The following is a 17,785-nucleotide window of genomic DNA, read 5'->3' as shown; positions in this document are numbered from 1 at the left end:
GCTTGTCACCCGTCGTCCGTGACGGGGTGGTCTGTCGGGGTCCGGGCGATCGGGGTGGCCAGGCGGCGATCGGGCGGGTCCCGAGGTAGAGTAACCGGAGGCAGGCCTCCGGGATTCCGGAGGGGTGCCTCCGCTAAGCTAGCGGAGGGCGTCCTCCGGATGCAAATAGAGTGAGGTGACGCACGTCATGACCAGCCCGGGGCAGGCGCCCGAGGTCTTCGCCCAGCGGCCCAAGCGGGCCGACGCGCGGCGTAACTACGACGCCCTGATCGCGGCTGCGCGCGAGGCGTTCGCCGAGAACGGCGCCGCCGCCTCCCTGGAGGACGTGGCCCGCCGGGCCGGCGTGGGCATCGGTACGCTCTACCGCAACTTCCCGACCCGCCGGCACCTGTTCGAGGCCGTCTACGTCGAGGAGGTCCGGGCGCTGTGTCACTCCGCCGAGGGTCTGGCCGAGCTGCCACCCTGGGACGCGCTCGTCGCCTGGCTGCACCGCTTCGTCGCGTACGTCGCCACCAAGCGGGCGCTCGCCGAGCAACTGCTGCACGACTCCGAGATCTTCACCAGCTGCCGGGCGGAGATCTTCTCCGCCGGTGAGCCGCTGATGCATCGCGCGCAGGTCGCCGGTGTGGTCCGTGACGACATCGGCTTCGACGACGTGGTGCGGCTGATCAGTGGCCTGACCATGGCCCAGTTCCCGTCACCCGAGCAGCGTGACCGGGTCCTCGGCGTGGCCCTGGACGGCCTGCGCCCGCCCGCCACACCGCGCTGACGCTCTGTCCGACCGCGCCGCGCTGAACGCCCCACCCCCGGTAGCGCGGCGCTGAACGCCGCGTCCGCCCGCGCGGCGCTGACCGCCCGCCCCGCCGATCAGCGGTCGACCAGCAGCAGCCACTCGTCGTCGAGGCGCTCCACTGTCGTCCCCGCCGGCCAGCGGTGGCCACTGTCGGCCACCGCCCGGGCCTGCTCGACCTGCGGCGGCCGGCTGAATTCGGCGTCGCGGAAGCTGACCATGCTGTGGAACCGGGCCCGGCCGAAGTTCGCGGCGTCGACGAAGCGGGCCCTGTCGAACAGCGCCTCCGCGCCGAACACCGTCCAGCGGAACAGCGCCATGTTCGTGAAGCGGACGGCGTGGAAGCTTGCCGACCGGCCGAACTCGGTGTGCTCCATCGACAGGGCGCCCTCGAAGACGGCCTCCCGGAACGAGGTGACGTCCTCGAAGCGGGTCGCGTCGAAGCTGGTCGGCTGGCCGAACGTCACCCGGCTGAACGAGGTCGGGCCGGTGAAGCCGGCTCGCCGGCAGGACAGACCGCCGGGAAAGGCGGCACCGTCGAAGCTGGCCTCGCGGCCGACGCGAATGCCGTCGAGGACGACTTCGCCGCCGGCCGCGAGCCCGTCGAAGACCACCTCGTCGAAGGTCGCCGCACCGAACAGCAGCCGCCCCCGCGACGTCGCGCCCGCGAAGGTGGTCGTGCCGGTGAGCACCGCCTCGGTGAAGTTGGCGTCGACGAGCGTGCAGCCGGCGGCGTCGAAGTCGACGAGCGTGGCGCCGGCCAGGTCGAGCGTCAGCTCCGGCCAGTGTGCGGCGTCGTCCGCGCGCAGGTGCCGGGTCAGCACGCGCTGCGCGCTGCGCCGGACCTCCGTCTCGCGCGGCTCGCCGTCAGGCGCCGGCATCCGCAGGTACGCGCACAGCACCGCCGCGATGGTCGGGCGCTGCCCCGGGTTGTCCTGGCCGAGGCGTTCCAGCGCGTGCAGGCCGCCGAGGCGTACCGCCGCGCTGTCGTTGCCGAGCAGTTCGACCGCCCGGGTGTAGAGCTCGGTCAGTCGACGCTCCGCCGCGTCGTGCTCGGCGGCCCCGGACTGCCGGTCCTGGTGGCGCTGCGCGGCGTCGGCCACCGCTTCGGCGTGCGCCTGCACCCGGTCCCGGTGCACCTGGTCGCGTGCGGCGACGCTCTCCTGGTGCCGTTGCGCGCGTTCGGCGATCCACTGGCGGCGGGCGGCGAGCAGCAGCGCGAGCCCTCCGCCGGTGCCGGCGACGACGGTCAGGCCGGTGCGGATCGCGTCGATGCGCAGTGTGGCGCGGGTGTCCGGTTGGCTGGCCCGGTCGGCCTCGCTGAGCAGCAGATCCAGCACCAGCCAGCCCAGGGCGATGGCGACCAGCAGGCCGACCAGGACCAGCCACCACGGCATCACCCGCAGCTCGCGCTCGGTGGGTTCGTCGACAGCCACGGCCACAGCATGCCAGCGACCGCCGGTGTCCGATATGGAGCGGAGCGGTATGACCGTTTACGCCCCCGCCGGAACAACGGGTTACCGGCGCGTAACAAGTCATTGACGTTTCTAAATTGTTGCGGGCATGATCGTCGCACGGTCGACCGGACACCCCCACCCACCTGCCCGGTTCGCCGGGTGCCTCCCCCCGGAGGTGCAGCCATGCTGCTCCGAAAGACCGCCCTCGTCCTGGCCCTCGCCACCGGCGCGCTGCTCGCGTCCACCGCCACGGCGACCGCCGCCCCCGCTTCCACCACCGCCGCCAGCACGACGCCCTTCGCCGCCGCGGCGGCCAACCCAGTGATCGTGGTCGGCGGGCTCAGCGGCGTCGCCGTCGCGTACGAGCCGATCGCCGCCCGGCTGCGCGCCGACGGCTACCGCACCTTCATCTACCAGCTACCCGGGCTGGGCCTCGGTGACATCCCCACCTCGGCGCGCGCGTTCGCCAACTACGTCGACCAGGTACGCGCCACCACCGGCGCGGCGAGCGTGGACGTCGTCGCCCACTCCGAAGGGGGCCTGGTCAGCAGGTACTACCTCAAGCGGCTCGGCGGCACCGCCACCGTCGGTCGCTACGTCAGCCTGGGCACACCCCAGTACGGCACGTACGTCGCCAACATCGTGGCGTTTCTGGGCCTGGGCAGCTGCGCCGGTGTCGTGGCCTGCCAACAGATGACAATCGGCTCGGCGTTCCTCGCCGACCTCAACGCCGGCGACGACACCCCGGGCGCGGTGCGCTACACCACCATCCGCACCCTGCAGGACGAGTTGGTCCGTCCGACCGGAAACGCCGCCGTCAACGACGGCGCGACGAACGTGCTGATCCAGTCGTACTGTCCACTGCGGGTGGTGGGGCACCTCGGCCTGGTGCTCGACGGCACGGCGTACACCATCGTGCGCGGCGCCCTGGTCGACGGCCCGGTGCGACCCAACTGCCTCGCCCTCTGAACGATCAGTGTGGGTGGTCCCCACCGGGACCACCCACACTGCAACTGCGGCTCAGCTCGCCTTGGCGAGCGCCTCGAACTCGTCGTCGGTGAGCCGCACGTCGGCGGCGGCCACGTTCTCCTCCAGGTGCGCCACCGAGGACGTGCCGGGGATCGGCAGCATCACCGGCGAGCGGCGCAGCAGCCAGGCCAGCGCGAGCTGCGCGGGCGACGCGCCGTGCGCGTTGGAGATGGCGTCCAGTGGGCCGCCCGGGCGGGCCAGCTCACCGGTCGCGATCGGGAACCACGGGATGAACGCGAGGTCGTTGCGCTCGCAGAACTCCAGTACGTCCTCGGCGCTGCGGTTGGCGAGGTTGTACAGGTTCTGCACCGACGCGATAGTGGTGATCGCCCGGGACTCCTCGATCTGCGCGACGCTGACCTCGGACAGCCCGATGTGCTGGATCTTGCCTTCATCCCGCAGCAGCGCCAGCTCACCGAGCTGATCGGCGAGCGGCACCTTCGGGTCGATCCGGTGCAGCTGGTACAGCGGGATGCTGTCCAGGCCGAGGTGACGCAGGCTCAGCTCGCACTGCTGGCGCAGGTACTCCGGGCGGCCCAGCGCACGCCAGTCGCCGGGGCCGGAGCGGCTCAGCCCGGCCTTGGTCGCGATCACCAGGTCATCGGCGTACGGGTGCAGCGCCTCCCGGATCAACATCTCCGAGACGAACGGCCCGTACGAGTCGGCGGTGTCGATGAACGTCACGCCCAGCTCGACCGCACGGCGCAGCACGCGAACCGCCTCGGCCGGGTCCTTCGGGTCACCCCAGACACCCGGGCCGGTGATCTGCATGGCCCCGTAGCCGAGCCGGTTGACTGTGACATCGCCACCGATCCGGTACGTGCCGGACGCCTTCGCGGGCTGCTCACTGATATTTGTCGCCATTGCCCGATCCCCAATCGTCTCGTCGTGGCGGGCCTGGACAGCGCGGGCGTGAAGAGCCCACCCGCCACCGATGGATCATCCCCCGGAACCCTCCCGCCATGCCGCCGGTCGGCCGAGTGTGGGCGCGGACACGCCGTCAGCGCGCCGAAGCGAGTTGCCGGGAAGCGCCCGGTACGACCGGGGTGTCCGTGCGACGCTGGCCGGAGCCGGTGCGTTCCGGCGTGACGGCGGAGGGAGCACCCATGGGAGTGCCGCAGGTCAACTTCGCGCTCGACACGTACGAGTGCATCGTGATCTATCCCGGCGCGGCTGGGCGGGCCCTGCCCCCGGAGACCGTGCAACGGTTGCAGGCCGAGCACGCCGAACACATGCAGGCGTTGCAGCGACGCGGCATCGTCCTGGTCGCCGGCTCGGTGGACGGGCCGGCGCGCGAGCCGGATCCGCCGATCGGCTTCGGTCTGGCCCGTACCGGCAGCGTCGAGGATGTCCGCAGCGTGCTGGAGGCCGACCCGGCGGTGCAGGCCGGGCTGTACCGGGTGGAGGTGCTGACCTTCCTCTGCCCGGCCGGTTCCCTGGAGTTCCCGCTGGTCAAGGCGGACAGCTGAGCCGCCGGTCCATCGGTGGCTGTCGTGATGGTGACGGCGCTCGACCGCCTGCCGGTGCTACGGTCGCGCCCAGCGCGGGCCGCCGCCGGGGCGTACCCGGTGTCGTGGGTCGGCCCCGGTCGAGGAGTCGCCATGGTCTCCGCCGCCACCCCCGATGTCGCGTCGGCCTCCGCCCGACTGCGTGCCCTGCTCGGCGACCGGCTGCACGAGCCGGGCGATCCCGGTTACGCCGTCACCACTCGGCTCTGGAACGGCGCTGTGACGCGCACGCCCGCGCTGGTCGCCGCAGTTCAGGACTCCGACGAGGTGGCCGAGGCGGTCCGCATCGCCACCCGGTGTCACCTGCCCCTCTCGGTCCGATCCGGAGGCCACGACTGGGCCGGCCGGGCGCTGCGCGACGGCGCTCTGGCGCTCGATCTGACCGGGCTGCGCGCCGTCCGGGTCGACCCGGACGCGGCCACTGTGACCATCGGCGGCGGCGTCACGGCGGCCGAGCTGCTCGCCGCCGCCCGCGAGTACGACCTGGTGGTCCCCACCGGCGTGGTCGGCGCCGTGGGGATGGCCGGGCTCACCCTCGCCGGCGGGTACGGCCCACTGTGTGGCCGGTTCGGTCTGGCCCTGGACAACCTGCTCGGCGCGGAGGTGGTTCTCGCCGACGGCCGCCGGGTCACCGCCGACTCCCGGCACGACGCCGAGCTGTACTGGGCGTTGCGGGGCGGCGGTGGCAACCTCGGCATCGTCACCGAGCTGCGCTTCCGCGCGCACCGGCTGCCCGGCGTGCTGGCCGGGATGATCATGTTCGCGCTCTCCGAGGCGCCGGCCGTGCTGCGCGGCTATGGCGCGCTGGTCGCCGAGGCTCCGGACGAGCTGACCGTGATGGCCGGCTTCCTGCCCGGCCCGGCCGGCGAGCCGGTGATCTTCGTCTGCCCGTTCTACAGCGGCTCCGACCTGGACGCCGGGGCGCCGTGGATGGACCGGCTCCGCGCGCTGGGCACCCCGCTGGTCGACCAGATCGGCCCGATGCCGTACGCGGACGCGCTGCGGATGTTCGACGGTGGAATGGTCGACGGCAACCACTACCTGCTGCGGACCCGGTGGTTGCCCGCGCTCACCGACGGTGCTGTGGACACGCTCGTCGACGCGGCCCGGCAGGTCACCTCGCCGTTCTCCGCGCTGGCCGTGCACCACTTCCACGGCGCGGCCACCCGGGTCCGATCCGCCGACACGGCGTTCGGGCTGCGCACCGATCACCTGATGGCCGAGATCATCGCGGTGTGGGCGCCCGGCGATGACGCCGGTCCGCACCGCGAGTGGGCCGAGCGGACCTCCGCGGCGCTCGCCCCGCACGCCCTGCCCGGCGGTTACCCCAACCTGCTCGCCCCGGAGGAGACCGACCGGGTCCGGCTCGCGTACGGCGCGAACTGGGCACGGCTGCGCCGGGCCAAGCGCCGCTACGACCCCCGCCACCTGCTGCACGCGGTGCCCACCCTGCCACCCCCGGAGCACCCCGAATGAGCAGCCGCCCGCGGTATCCCGAGGTACCCGGAATGGGCCGCCGCCTGCCGCCCCCGGGGCACCCGGAATGAGCCGCCGCCGGGAGCACCCCGACAGCGCACGCCGCCGGAGGCGTACGATTCCCGGCGCGCGGTCGCTGATGCCCGTCGCCACAACGTTCCCGGTGCGGTTCCGCCCGCCGGCCCGACGCGCGCCGCGCGTCGTTGGACAACTGTTCCGCTGCCTGCAAGGGGTCGGCCCCGAGTCCGACCTGAAGGAGAGACTAGCCTGATGGGCGTGACACGCCGCGTAAAGATCGTCTGCACTCTGGGTCCCGCCACCTCGTCCCCGGAGCGCATCCGGGGTCTTGTCGAGGCCGGCATGAACGTGGCGAGGCTCAACTTCAGCCACGGCAGCCACGCCGACCACGAGGCGGTCTACCGACTGGTCCGGGAGGCGTCGGAGGCAACGGGTAAGCCGGTCGCCGTGCTCGCCGACCTGCAGGGCCCCAAGATCCGGCTCGGCAAGTTCGCCGACGGCCCGCACGAGTGGCGCACCGGTGACACCGTCGTGATCACCGGCGACGACGTCATCGGCACCAAGGAGCGGGTTTCCTGCACCTACACCAAGCTGCCGCACGAGGTGAAGCCCGGTGACCGGCTGCTGATCGACGACGGTCGGGTCGCCGTCGAGGTCACCGACGTCACCGGCAACGACATCCGCTGCCTCGTCACCGAGGGCGGCCCGGTCTCCAACAACAAGGGCGTGTCGCTGCCCAACGTGGCGGTCAGCGTGCCCGCCATGTCGGACAAGGACGCCGAGGACCTGCGTTTCTCCCTCGGTCTCGGCGTCGACCTGGTCGCGCTGTCCTTCGTCCGCTCGGCCGAGGACATCAAGCTCGTCCACAACATCATGGCCGAGGAAGGCGTGTTCCGGCCGGTGCTCGCCAAGGTCGAAAAGCCGGAGGCGGTCGAGCACCTGGAGGCCATCGTGCTGGCCTTCGACGGCGTCATGGTCGCCCGCGGTGACCTCGGTGTCGAGATGCCGCTGGACGAGGTCCCGCTGGTGCAGAAGCGCGCCGTGCAGCTGTGCCGGGAGAACGCCAAGCCGGTCATCGTGGCCACCCAGATGCTCGACTCCATGATCGAGAACTCCCGCCCCACCCGCGCGGAGGCCTCCGACGTCGCCAACGCGGTGCTCGACGGCGCGGACGCGGTCATGCTCTCCGGCGAGACCAGCGTCGGCAAGTACCCGGTGCTCACCGTCAGCACCATGGCCAAGATCGTGACGACCACCGAAGCCGGTTCCATCGGGGTGCCGCGCCTGCAGCACGACCCACGTACCCACGGTGGCGCCCTCACGGTGGCCGCCTCGTCGATCGCCCGGGCCATCAACGCCAAGGCGCTCGTCGCGTTCTCGCAGACCGGCGACACCGTGCGACGGCTGTCCCGCCTGCACTGCGACCTGCCGCTGCTGGCCTTCACGCCGGTCCCCGAGGTGCGCGACCAGCTCGCCCTCACCTGGGGTGTGGAGACCTTCCTGATGCCGTTCGTGCAGCACACCGACGACATGTTCCGCCAGGTCGACCAGGCGCTGCTCGGCCTCGACCGGGCCAACCCCGGTGACTACGTGGTCATCGTGGCGGGTAGCCCGCCCGGCACCCCCGGTTCGACCAACACGCTGCGCGTACACCAGCTCGGCTCGCTGGTCGACGCCGCGTCGGCGCGGGCCCTGCAGTGAGCGACGGTCGGGTCGCGGTCGGCCAGGCGGCGGTTGACCAGCTGCTGGAAGTGCTGGACCTCGACCCGACCGGCGAGATGACCTTCCGGGGGATGAGCCCCCAGGTCGGCCCACAACGGGTGTACGGCGGCCAGGTCGCCGGTCAGGCACTGGTCGCCGCCGGCCGCACCGTCGACCCGGAGCGGTTCGTGCACTCGCTGCACGGCTACTTCGTCCGCCCCGGCGACCCGGTCGAACCGATCGCGTACGAGGTGGAGAACATCCGCGACGGCCGGTCCTTCTCGGTCCGCCGCGCGGTGGCCCTCCAGCACGGCAAGCCGATCTTCTTCATGTCGGCGTCGTTCCAGCGGGCCGAGGAGGGGCTGGACCACCAGGCCACGTCCCCGCTGGACGTACCCCTGCCGCAGGACGTGCCGACGATGACCGACCGGCTCTCCCGCTACCCGGAGCGGCTGGGCATCTGGGGCCAGATTCCACGACCGATCGACGTGCGCTACGTGGGTGAGCCCGGCTGGGTCCGCCCCGGCGACCGGCCCGCCGACCCGCACCAGCGCGTCTGGATGCGCATCGACGGCAAACTGCCCGACGACCCCCTGCTGCACGCCTGCGCGCTCACCTACGCCTCGGACCTCACCCTGCTGGACTCGGTGCTCTCCGCGCACGGCGAGGTGTGGGGGCCGGGCGGGTTGGTCGGCGCGAGCCTGGACCACGCGCTGTGGTTCCACCGGCCGTTCCGGGCCGACGAGTGGTTCCTCTACGACTGCCTGAGCCCGTCGGCGTCCGGGGCGCGCGGGCTGGCCACCGGCCGGATGTTCACCACGGACGGCCGGCAGATCGCCAGCGCCGTCCAGGAGGGTCTGCTGCGCCGCGTCGGCGCCTGACGCTGTCGCTCGACCTCGCCAGGTGGTTGTCGCTCGATCCCGTCGCTCGTCCCCGCCAGGCAACTGGCGGGGATGACGTGTTTCAGGCCTGGTAGATGGCCTCGCCGGCGATCTCGATCTGCACCGTCTTGCCGACCAGCACCCCGCCGCTCTCCAGGACGACATTCCAGAGCAGACCGTAGTCCTCACGGTTCATCTCGGCCGTCGCGCTGAATCCGAAGATGTTCTGCCCGTACGGATCCTGACGGGCACCACCAAAATTCACCACCAGGTCGACGGGCCGGGTGATCCCCTTCACTGTCAACTCACCGGTGAGGACGAATCGTCCGGGAATGCCGTCGGACTGCGGCGGAACAATGTGACTTCGGCCTCGCCCGCCCAACCGGTGGTTGCGCAGACGCGCCCACTGGAATATAGGGTCCTCGTTGCCCTGCCACTTAATGCCGGTGCTTCGATATTCGAGCGTGGGAAAACGCTCCACGTCGAGGAAGTCGGCACTCTTCAGATGCGTGTCCCGGTCGACACTTCCGGTGGTGATGCTGGCCGACATGATGGTGGCCGTCACCGAGGAGAGCAGCGGGTCCTCCGCCACGAAGATCTCCGCCGTGGCCTCGGCGAACTCGCCGCGCACCGGGCTGACCATCATGTGCCGGGACAGAAAACCGATCCGCTTGTGCGCCTGATCGAGAAGATAGGTGCCGGCCACCGGGATGGTCATGCCGTCCCAGGTGCGTGTGGCGATATCGGTCATCGTGTTGCCTTCCCCCCGAGCGCACCCGGGTGTTTATCAATATGTTGCTGGCGGCCGGGTAAACGGCCAGACATTCGTACTCACGCCCAGCATAGGGACGCTCCGGAACGGCATTTTCGCCGCCACCGCACGGTGGATCATGACGGACTTCAGCAGTCCCGACCGGCGGCCGTCCAACGGTCCCGGCCGGGTGCCAGCGGCGCTACTTCCCATCGATGCGTGGCCGATCGGCCCAGGGTCGCCCGCCCGCCCGGTTGACCAGCGACTAACCTTGCCGACATGCGCCTCTCCGCTCGGGTCGACTACGCCCTCCGCGCGGCCGCCGAACTCGCCGCGACGGCCAGCGGCCCCGGGCGCGGCCGGCCGGTGACGGCCGACCAGATCGCCCGCGCCCAGGAGATCCCGCCGAAGTTCCTGGAGAGCATCCTTCTCCAGCTGCGCCGCGGCGGCATCGTGCACGCCCAGCGTGGCCCGGAGGGCGGCTATTGGCTGGCCCGCCCCGCTGAGGAGATCTCCCTCGCCGAGGTCATCCGGGTGATCGACGGGCCCCTCGCCCACGTACGCGGGCAACGCCCCGAGCAGCTCGGCTACCACGGCCCGGCACAGGCCCTCCAGGAAGTCTGGATCGCGCTACGGGCAAGCGAGCGGGAGATCCTGGAACTGGTCAGCGTCGCTGACGTCGCCGCCGGCAACCTGCCCGCGCGGGTCACCGAGCTGGCCGCCGACCCGCGCGCCTGGATCTGAGCGCCGGCTCACCTCCGGCCACACGTCACCTGATCCCTGCCCCTGGTGCCCGGACTGCCGCCGCTCGGTTGCCGGCCTTGCGCCACGGGTCGCTGACCAGGCGCACCGTCCGGTCGCGTCCCATCCACCGATCGGGGGCTTGACCCCGGCTGCCCCATCCCGCATTGTCGACCAAGTCGATAGGAGATGCCGAAAAGTCTGGGGGCGCTCGTGCGCAAGCTGTTGGTCCTCGCTCTGGTCGGGCTCGTCGCGCAACTGATCGATGGTTCGCTCGGCATGGCATACGGCTTGACCTCGTCCACTCTGCTGCTGGTCGCCGGGGTCGCCCCGGCCGCCGCCTCGGCCTCGGTGCACCTGGCCGAGATTGGCACCACGCTCGCCGCCGGGGTAGCGCACTGGCGGTTCGGCAACGTCGACTGGCGGGTGGTGACCCGCATCGCCCTACCCGGCGCTGTCGGCGCCTTCGCCGGAGCCACCGTGCTCAGCTCGATCTCCACCGAGGCCGCCGGACCGTGGATGGCCGGCATCCTCTTCACGCTCGGCGCGTACCTCCTGATCCGCTTCGCCCGACCACTGCGCACCGACCGGGTGGGCGGACGGCTCCGCGGTCGTTTCCTCGGCCCCCTGGGCCTGGTCGCCGGCTTCGTCGACGCGACCGGCGGCGGCGGTTGGGGCCCGGTGGCCACCCCCGCGCTGCTGGTCTCCGGCCGGATGGAACCCCGCAAGGTGATCGGCTCCGTGGACACCGCCGAGTTCGTCGTGGCCGGCGCGGCCAGCATCGGCTTCCTGATCGGGCTGGGCTCGGAGGGATTCCTGCTCCCCACCGTCGCCGCACTGCTCATCGGCGGCCTCATCGCCGCCCCGCTGGCCGCCTGGCTGGTGCGAATCGTGCCCGCCCAACTGCTCGGCGCGGCAGTCGGCGGCGTGATCGTGCTGACCAACGCCCGCACCCTGATCCGCTCCGCCGAACTGGACGGTCCGGCCCGCCCCGCCCTGTACGCCCTGCTGGCTGCCGGCTGGCTGGCCGCCCTGGTGTTGGCCGTCCGTGCCCTACGCCGTACCCGCCGCGCCCGCGCCGAAGCCGCCGCCGCTCCCGCCACCGCCGCCGCTCCCGCCATCGCTGTCGGTGTTCCCGCCGAGGCCTCCGACGCTGCATCCGTCGGCGAGGTCCCTGCCGGTCTGGCCGCAACGGGTACGCCCACCCCACGCTGAACCGCGCGTTGCGCCCATCCACCCGCCGATGCCGGCTCGAACGTCGTCATTGGCGCGGCTGAGTCACCAAGATCGCGCAACATCCTGGATGTAGTGGCATCCCAGCTCGTCGTGGCCACTACATCCAGGATCGAGCGTGACCTTGACGGCGGTGGGCGCACTAATCCTGGCCCCGGTCGGTCGGGCACGGTGTCCGTCCCCAAGATCCGCACAACATCAGGGATGTTGCTGCCTCTCGCGCTGCGGAGGCAGCAACATCGGCGAAGTTGCGCAGATCTTGGCGCGGGGCGCGGGGCGCGGGCGCGGGCGCGGGCGGGTGCGGGGCGTGGGCGGGGGAGCGCGGCGCGGGCGGGGGAGCGCTTGGGGCGATGGCGGGTCAGGGGGTGAGCAGGGTGGTGGCCGTCTCGGAGAGCAGGGTCCAGGCTTCGTCGGTGTGCGCTTCGGTGGTCTGGGGCGAGCCGACCGCCAGCCGCAGCGTGTAGCGGCCGGCGACCCGGGTGTGCGTGAGGTGCACGCGTCCGGTGGCGTTCACCGAGGCCAGCAACGCCGCGTTGGTGTCGTCGTCGGCCCGCAGTCGGAAGCAGACCAGTGAGAACGGGTGCGCTGCGACCACCTCGAACCGGTCGTCGGCGCGGACCCGCTCGGCGAACCGTTCGGCCAGCGCCACCCCGGAGCGGATGTGCGCCCGCAGGCCTTCGGCGCCGTACCAGCGCAGCACGAACCACAGCTTGAGGGACCGGAACCGCCGGCCGAGCGGCACCTGCCAGTCCCGGTAGTCGATCACCGCGCCGGATTCGGAGGCCGCGTTGCGCAGGAACTCCGGCAGTACGGTCAGCGCCTCGATCAGTTCGGCCCGGTCGGCCACCCAGAACGCGTCGCAGTCGAAGCCGGTGAGCAGCCACTTGTGCGGGTCGAAGCAGTAGGAGTCGGCGTACTCCAGGCCGGCGTGCGTCCACCGCAGTTCGGGGCAGACGGCGGCGGCGCCCGCGTACGCGGCGTCCACGTGCAGCCAGATCCCGTACTCGGCGCAGATGGCTCCGATTTCCGGCAGCGGGTCGATGGCGGTGGTGGAGGTGGTGCCGATGGTCGCCACCACGATGGCCGGCACGTCACCGGCGGCCAGGTCGGCTTCGATGGCGGCCCGCAGCGCGCCTGGCAGCATCGCCTCGGTGTCCGGGTCCACCTCGACCGACCGGGTTCCGTCGCTGCCCAGCCCGGCGATCCGCACCGCCTTCTCGATGGACGAGTGCCCGTGGATGGAGGTGTAGGCGCGGTAGCGCCGGTCGATGCCGGTGTGCCGCCAGCGTCCGCCGCTGGCCCGGTGCAGTGCGGTCAGGGTGGCGACCAGCGTCGCCGAGGACGCCGAGTCCTGGATGACCCCACCGCCGGCGCCGGTGGAGCGGAACCGCTGTGGCAGGTCCATCAGGTGGGCCAGCCAGTCCATCATCACCGTTTCCAGCTCGGTGCAGGCCGGGCTGGAGGCCCAGAGCATGCCCTGTACGCCAAGCCCGGAGCTGACCAGGTCGCCGAGCACGCTCGGGCCGGAGGTGTTGGCAGGGAAGTAGCCGAAGAAGCCCGGGTGCTGCCAGTGGGTCAGCCCCGGTACGACGATCGAGTCAAGGTCGGCGAGGATCGCCTCGACAGGTTCGCCGCCGGTGGTGGGGGGCTCACTGGGCAGGGCGGCGGCCACTGTGCCCGGGGGGTCGGCCGGGGCGACCGGTCGTTGCTCCACTGTCGCCCAGTAGTCGGCGATCCAGTCGACGACGGCGTGGCCGGCGCGACGGAACTCGGCAGGGTCCATGTGGTGAACGCTCACCCGGACGAGTTGATCAGGCATCCATCAACGAGGCAAGGGCGAGACGCCACCGAGGCAGGAGCGAGACGCCACCGAGGCAGGCGCGGATCTCGCAACCGAGCGACGCTGATCGATGTTGCGTGTCGGAAAGCGCTTGCCATACGATGCGCGGTGAGTCGGATCCGTGAGTTCCAGGGCGTTCCACCCCGATCAGATCGCCGTCCGCCGTCATCGCGGTGGGTTGGTCCACTGTGCTTCCCGGGCAGGGCCGGTGGGTCGTGGCGATCATCACCGGATCCCCGGAGGCAGCGCATGCACCCGTCCAGACATCGGCTGATCCTGCTCGCCGCCACGACGGCGGCCACCGTCGTGGCCGGCACCCTCGGCGCGGTCGTCGCCTCGGCCGCCGCCGTCGGCTGCCGGGTCGACTATCAGATCACCAACCAGTGGCAGGGCGGCTTCGGCGCCAACGTCACAGTCACCAACCTCGGCGACCCCGTCAACGGGTGGGCCGTCACCTGGTCGTACGCCGCGGGCCAGCAGGTCACCCAGGCGTGGAACGTCGCCGTCACCCAGTCCGGCGCCCAGGTGACCGCGCGCAATGTCGACCACAACACCGCCATCGCCACGAACGGCAGCGCGTCGTTCGGCTTCAACGGTTCGTGGACCGGCAGTAACCCGGTGCCGGGCAGCTTCGCGCTCAACGGCGCCACCTGCACCGGAGCCCCACCCACCGACGAGCCGACCACACCGCCACCGACCACCCCACCCCCGACCACCCCGCCACCCACCACCCCACCCCCGACCACGCCTCCGCCGTCGGCAGGGGTGGTGCAGATGGAGAAGCTGGACCGAGGGCTGGTCAGCGTCCGCTCCGGCAGCGCCAACCTGGTCTCCTGGCGGCTGCTCGGCACCGAGACCACCGGGGTGGAGTTCAACCTCTACCGGGGAGCCACCAAGGTCAACGCCACCCCGATCACCGGTGCCACCAACTATCTCGACAGCGGGGCGGCGGCCGGCTCGGCGTACACGGTGCGGGCTGTGGTGGGCGGCGTCGAGCAGGCGGCGTCGGCGCCGGCGTTGCAGTTCGGCGTGGGCTACCTGGACGTGCCGTTGCAGGTCCCGGCCGGGGGCACCACCCCGAGCGGGGAGAGCTACTCGTACAGCGCCAACGACGCCTCGGTGGGTGACCTCAACGGCGACGGCAGCTACGAGATCGTGCTCAAGTGGGACCCGTCGAACGCCAAGGACAACTCCCAGTCGGGCTACACCGGCAACGTCTACGTCGACGCGTACACGCTCACCGGCACCCGGTTATGGCGCATCGACCTGGGCCGCAACATCCGGGCCGGCGCCCACTACACCCAGTTCCAGGTGTACGACTACGACGGCGACGGCCGTGCCGAAGTGGCCATGAAGACCGCCGACGGCACCCGCTCCGGCACCGGTCAGCTCATCGGTTCGTCGTCGGCGGACCACCGCAACTCCAGCGGGTACGTGCTCAGTGGCCCGGAGTACCTGACCATGTTCAACGGGCAGACCGGCGCGATCGCCTCCACCGTCAGCTACGACCCGCCGCGCGGCACCGTGTCGTCCTGGGGCGACTCGTACGGCAACCGGGTGGACCGGTTCCTCGCCGGCACGGCGTACCTGGATGGGCAGCGCCCCTCGCTGATCATGGCTCGGGGCTACTACACGCGCGCGGTGATCGCCGCCTGGGACTTCCGCAACGGCACGCTGACCAGGCGCTGGACGTTCGACTCGAACTCCTCCGGCAACGGCGCCGCAGCGGGTCAGGGCAACCACCAACTCTCCGTGGCCGACGTCGACGCCGACGGTCGCCAGGAGATCGTGTACGGGGCCGCCACCATCGACGACAACGGCCGGCTGCTCCACTCGACCGGCAACGGCCACGGCGACGCCATGCACGTGGGGGACCTGGACCCGGGCCGCGCCGGCCTGGAGGTGTTCAAGGTCGACGAGGACGCCAGCAAGCCCAGCTCGTACTTCGCCGACGCCCGAACCGGTCAGGTCCTCTGGTCCACGCCCGCGTCCGGCGACAACGGCCGGGGCGTCTCCGCGGACATCTGGGCCGGCAGCCCCGGCGCGGAGTCGTGGTCGTCAGCGGTCGCCGGACTGGCCAACACCAGAGGGCAGAATGTGGGACGCAAGCCGTCCTCGGCCAACTTCCTCGCCTGGTGGGACGGCGACCCGGTGCGGGAACTGCTCGACGGCACGAAGATCGACAAGTACGGCACCGGCGGTGAGACCCGGCTGCTCGACGGCAGTGCTGTGGCGTCCAACAACGGCACCAAGTCCACGCCGGCGCTCTCCGGCGACATCCTGGGCGACTGGCGCGAGGAGGTGATCTGGCGGACCACCGACAGTCGGGCGCTGCGCATCTACAGCACACCCACCCCGACCAGCACCCGCATCTACACCCTGATGCACGACCCGCAGTATCGGGTGGCGATCGCGTGGCAGAACACCGCCTACAACCAACCGCCGCACCCGGGGTTCTTCATCGGCAACGGAATGAACACGCCACCCACGCCGGACATTCACCTACGTTGATGAAAACCCTGGCGGTCCCGAGCGGGGTCGCCTAGGGTGGCAGGCACCGGGCCGCAGCCGCGGAATCCGCTCAGCTCCGGCCCGGTGCGCCACACCGCGGCATTCCCAACCCGTCCCGACCGGGAATGCCGTACCACCACCGGCACCAACATTAGGCACCGTCGGGGTCGGCGGGGTGACGCTGACGTGAAGATCGTGTTTCACGCGCCCTGGCGTAGACCGCCCGCCACCTGCTCGGCGATCAATTCGTACGACCGCACCCGGTCCTGCACGTCGTACACCAGCGTGGTCAGCATCAGCTCGTCCGCGCCAGTGCGCTCCACCAGCTCGGTCAGCTGCCGACGCACCGTCTCCGGCGAGCCCATCGCCTGGCCGTCACGGCGCGACACGACGAACTCCCGCTCGATCTCCGAGTACGGGTAGGCCGCCGCCTCGTCGGGCGTGGACAGCGGCTCCGGCCGCCCGGAGCGCAACTTCAGGAACGACAGGGCGCTCGGCCCGGCCAACCACTCGGCCCGCTCGTCGGTCTCCGCGCACACCGCGTTGACCGCCACCATCGCGTACGGCTTGTCCAGCCACTGCGACGGCCGGAAGTTCTGCCGGTACAGGGCCAACGCCGGCAGGGTGTTCTGGGAGCTGAAGTGGTGCGCGAAGGAGAACGGCAGACCGAGCAGACCGGCGAGCTGGGCGCTGAAACCGCTGGAGCCCAACAGCCACACGGCCGGCTGCTCACCGCGACCCGGCGTGGCGATGATCTGCCCCGGCTTCTCCCCGCTGAAGTAGTTCATCAGGTCCGTCAGCTCGCGCGGGAAACCCTCCGCCGACAGGCCCTCCATGGTGCGCCGCAACGCCAGCGCGGTCACCTGGTCGGTGCCCGGCGCCCTCCCGATGCCCAGGTCGATCCGACCCGGGTGCAGCGCCTCCAGGGTGCCGAACTGCTCGGCCACCACCAGCGGCGCGTGGTTGGGCAGCATCACCCCACCCGAGCCCAGCCGGATCGTCGAGGTGTTCGCCGCCAGGTGCGCCAGCAGCACCGCGGGGGCGGAGCTGGCGATCGCCGGCATGTTGTGGTGCTCGGCCACCCAGAACCGGTGGTAGCCCAACTCCTCGGTGCGGCGGGCCAACTCGGTGGTGGCCTGCAGCGCCGCGCCAACGGTGGTGCCCTTGGCGACCGGGGCAAGATCAAGAACAGACAACGGTACGGTGATCACACGGTCAGCCAACCCGCCACCGACCGGCTTTGTTCCACCATGCGGGTTTTCGTCGGCCACCTCACCCGCCGCTCAGCCCATCCCGCGCGCCTGCTCGAAGATCAGACTGGTCTGCGTGTGCTGCACCACCGGGTCCACCGCCAGATGGTCCAGCACGAAGTCCCGCAACGCGTCACCGGACGCCGCCCGCACGTGCAGCACGTAGTCCTCCGCGCCGGCCACGTGGAACACCGACACCACCCCCGGCAGCCGCACCGACCGGGCCCGGAACCCGTCCACCGCCGCCCGCTCATGCGCGGTCAACCGCACCGACACCAACGCCTGCAACGGCAGACCGAGCGCCGCCGGATCCACCTCGGCGTGAAAACCACGGATCGCGCCGCGATCACGCAGCGCCCGGGTACGCGTCAGACACGTCGACGGCGCCACACCCACCCGCTCGGCGAGGGCATTGTTCGGCAGCCGGCCGTCCGCCGCCAACTCGGTCAGGATCGCGCGGTCCACCTCGTCCACCGCCGAATACGGCCGCAGATCATTCGGTTCAAGGGGCATGACGCCATCCTCGCCCGAACCCAACGCGGAAACCAACCCGATTCACAGAATGATATGCCAATCTATTGCTTGTCACTCGGCAGATA

At 71.3% G+C, this 17,785-nt stretch carries 15 protein-coding genes; 9 read left to right on the top strand and 6 right to left on the bottom strand.

From position 1 onward, the window contains the following. The first annotated feature begins 187 nt into the window (after positions 1-187). On the top strand, positions 188-769 hold the full coding sequence (locus tag ABZU43_RS17905; protein WP_355007617.1) for a helix-turn-helix domain-containing protein: 582 nt from the start codon (positions 188-190) through the stop codon (positions 767-769). Between the two features lie 98 nt (positions 770-867). On the opposite strand, the gene ABZU43_RS17900 is transcribed toward ABZU43_RS17905, so the two are convergent. Further along, positions 868-2,226, bottom strand: coding sequence for a pentapeptide repeat-containing protein (locus tag ABZU43_RS17900; RefSeq protein ID WP_355007616.1), 1,359 nt, complete (start codon positions 2,224-2,226; stop codon positions 868-870). Positions 2,227-2,430: 204 nt separating this feature from the next. On the opposite strand from ABZU43_RS17900, the gene ABZU43_RS17895 reads away from it, so the two are divergent. Beyond that, a complete protein-coding gene (locus tag ABZU43_RS17895; protein ID WP_355007615.1) occupies positions 2,431-3,216 on the top strand; it encodes an alpha/beta fold hydrolase in 786 nt (261 codons plus the stop codon). A gap of 51 nt (positions 3,217-3,267) precedes the next feature. Here the strand turns inward: ABZU43_RS17895 and ABZU43_RS17890 are convergent, their stop codons facing one another. Continuing rightward, entirely contained in the window at positions 3,268-4,140 is an 873-nt protein-coding gene (locus tag ABZU43_RS17890) for an aldo/keto reductase (protein ID WP_355007614.1), read from the bottom strand. Between the two features lie 242 nt (positions 4,141-4,382). Here ABZU43_RS17890 and ABZU43_RS17885 point away from each other — a divergent pair, with 242 nt between their 5' ends. From ABZU43_RS17885 to ABZU43_RS17870, 4 genes are all read left to right on the top strand, one after another. Then, entirely contained in the window at positions 4,383-4,745 is a 363-nt protein-coding gene (locus ABZU43_RS17885) for a YciI family protein (RefSeq protein ID WP_355007613.1), read from the top strand. Between the two features lie 132 nt (positions 4,746-4,877). Continuing rightward, positions 4,878-6,260, top strand: a complete 1,383-nt coding sequence (locus ABZU43_RS17880; RefSeq protein WP_355007612.1) for an FAD-binding oxidoreductase — start codon at positions 4,878-4,880, stop codon at positions 6,258-6,260. Positions 6,261-6,530: 270 nt separating this feature from the next. Next, complete coding sequence (pyk, locus tag ABZU43_RS17875) at positions 6,531-7,979, top strand: pyruvate kinase (protein WP_355007611.1); 1,449 nt, start codon at positions 6,531-6,533, stop codon at positions 7,977-7,979. Further along, on the top strand, positions 7,976-8,860 hold the full coding sequence (locus tag ABZU43_RS17870; protein ID WP_355007610.1) for an acyl-CoA thioesterase II: 885 nt from the start codon (positions 7,976-7,978) through the stop codon (positions 8,858-8,860). The genes pyk and ABZU43_RS17870 overlap by 4 nt, the downstream gene beginning before the upstream one ends. 82 nt (positions 8,861-8,942) lie before the next feature. On the opposite strand, the gene ABZU43_RS17865 is transcribed toward ABZU43_RS17870, so the two are convergent. Further along, positions 8,943-9,611, bottom strand: a complete 669-nt coding sequence (locus tag ABZU43_RS17865) for a YceI family protein (RefSeq protein ID WP_355007609.1) — start codon at positions 9,609-9,611, stop codon at positions 8,943-8,945. 279 nt (positions 9,612-9,890) lie between these two features. Between ABZU43_RS17865 and ABZU43_RS17860 the strand changes: the two genes are divergently transcribed. Together ABZU43_RS17860 and ABZU43_RS17855 are read left to right on the top strand one after the other, a co-directional pair. Then, positions 9,891-10,355 carry an Rrf2 family transcriptional regulator gene (locus ABZU43_RS17860; RefSeq protein WP_355007608.1) on the top strand — a complete coding sequence of 155 codons (465 nt, stop codon included), beginning with the start codon at positions 9,891-9,893 and terminating at the stop codon, positions 10,353-10,355. Between the two features lie 210 nt (positions 10,356-10,565). Further along, positions 10,566-11,567: a sulfite exporter TauE/SafE family protein gene (locus ABZU43_RS17855; protein ID WP_355007795.1), complete on the top strand. Its 1,002-nt coding sequence runs from the start codon at positions 10,566-10,568 to the stop codon at positions 11,565-11,567. A gap of 376 nt (positions 11,568-11,943) precedes the next feature. On the opposite strand, the gene ABZU43_RS17850 is transcribed toward ABZU43_RS17855, so the two are convergent. Further along, the gene (locus tag ABZU43_RS17850; protein ID WP_355007607.1) at positions 11,944-13,368 is read right to left on the bottom strand and encodes a pyridoxal-dependent decarboxylase; all 1,425 of its coding nucleotides are present in this window, start codon (positions 13,366-13,368) and stop codon (positions 11,944-11,946) included. Positions 13,369-13,674: 306 nt separating this feature from the next. Between ABZU43_RS17850 and ABZU43_RS17845 the strand changes: the two genes are divergently transcribed. Further along, positions 13,675-15,936, top strand: coding sequence for a cellulose binding domain-containing protein (locus ABZU43_RS17845; protein ID WP_355007606.1), 2,262 nt, complete (start codon positions 13,675-13,677; stop codon positions 15,934-15,936). A gap of 200 nt (positions 15,937-16,136) precedes the next feature. Here ABZU43_RS17845 and ABZU43_RS17840 read toward each other — a convergent pair whose 3' ends face one another. Then, on the bottom strand, positions 16,137-17,147 hold the full coding sequence (locus tag ABZU43_RS17840; RefSeq protein WP_355007605.1) for an LLM class flavin-dependent oxidoreductase: 1,011 nt from the start codon (positions 17,145-17,147) through the stop codon (positions 16,137-16,139). A gap of 72 nt (positions 17,148-17,219) precedes the next feature. Then, positions 17,220-17,699, bottom strand: a complete 480-nt coding sequence (locus ABZU43_RS17835) for an Lrp/AsnC family transcriptional regulator (RefSeq protein WP_355007604.1) — start codon at positions 17,697-17,699, stop codon at positions 17,220-17,222. Between the last annotated feature and the right edge of the window lie 86 nt (positions 17,700-17,785).

The organism is Micromonospora sp. NPDC005205 (assembly GCF_040608275.1).
Lineage (GTDB): Bacteria > Actinomycetota > Actinomycetes > Mycobacteriales > Micromonosporaceae > Micromonospora.
The sequence above is the reverse complement of the archived record's forward strand: the minus strand, read 5'-3'. Positions and strand labels throughout refer to the sequence as shown.